The sequence below is a fragment of the Pseudomonas quasicaspiana genome (assembly GCF_021147825.1).
GTDB lineage: Bacteria > Pseudomonadota > Gammaproteobacteria > Pseudomonadales > Pseudomonadaceae > Aquipseudomonas > Aquipseudomonas quasicaspiana.
In genome coordinates this window covers 1-1,258 of record NZ_JAGTPI010000128.1, presented here as the reverse complement: position 1 = coordinate 1,258, position 1,258 = coordinate 1, and the positions used below count along the sequence as shown (strand labels likewise).

Genomic DNA, 1,258 nt, shown 5'->3' with positions numbered 1-1,258 from the left:
GTGTCGTCTTCACAGTCACCGCAATCTGGCCCTGCCTTCATTTATCAAGGCATGTCGCAAATTGCTTGGGTGTTATATGGTCAAGCCTCACGGGCAATTAGTATGGGTTAGCTCAACGCCTCACAGCGCTTACACACCCCACCTATCAACGTCGTAGTCTTCGACGGCCCTTCAGGGAACTCAAGGTTCCAGTGAGATCTCATCTTGAGGCAAGTTTCCCGCTTAGATGCTTTCAGCGGTTATCTTTTCCGAACATAGCTACCCGGCAATGCCACTGGCGTGACAACCGGAACACCAGAGGTTCGTCCACTCCGGTCCTCTCGTACTAGGAGCAGCCCCTCTCAAATCTCAAACGTCCACGGCAGATAGGGACCGAACTGTCTCACGACGTTCTAAACCCAGCTCGCGTACCACTTTAAATGGCGAACAGCCATACCCTTGGGACCGGCTTCAGCCCCAGGATGTGATGAGCCGACATCGAGGTGCCAAACACCGCCGTCGATATGAACTCTTGGGCGGTATCAGCCTGTTATCCCCGGAGTACCTTTTATCCGTTGAGCGATGGCCCTTCCATACAGAACCACCGGATCACTAAGACCTACTTTCGTACCTGCTCGACGTGTCTGTCTCGCAGTCAAGCGCGCTTTTGCCTTTATACTCTACGACCGATTTCCGACCGGTCTGAGCGCACCTTCGTACTCCTCCGTTACTCTTTAGGAGGAGACCGCCCCAGTCAAACTACCCACCATACACTGTCCTCGATCCGGATAACGGACCTGAGTTAGAACCTCAAAGTTGCCAGGGTGGTATTTCAAGGTTGGCTCCACGCAGACTGGCGTCCACGCTTCAAAGCCTCCCACCTATCCTACACAAGCAAATTCAAAGTCCAGTGCAAAGCTATAGTAAAGGTTCACGGGGTCTTTCCGTCTAGCCGCGGATACACTGCATCTTCACAGCGATTTCAATTTCACTGAGTCTCGGGTGGAGACAGCGCCGCCATCGTTACGCCATTCGTGCAGGTCGGAACTTACCCGACAAGGAATTTCGCTACCTTAGGACCGTTATAGTTACGGCCGCCGTTTACCGGGGCTTCGATCAAGAGCTTCGCGTTAGCTAACCCCATCAATTAACCTTCCGGCACCGGGCAGGCGTCACACCCTATACGTCCACTTTCGTGTTTGCAGAGTGCTGTGTTTTTAATAAACAGTCGCAGCGGCCTGGTATCTTCGACCGGCAGGGGCTTACGCAGTAAATGCTT

1 rRNA gene is annotated in these 1,258 nt (G+C 53.2%); it reads right to left on the bottom strand.

Annotated features, from left to right (window positions below):
• Nucleotides 1-76 precede the first annotated feature (76 nt).
• Nucleotides 77-1,258, bottom strand: a 23S ribosomal RNA gene (locus KDX30_RS29400); the annotation flags it as partial.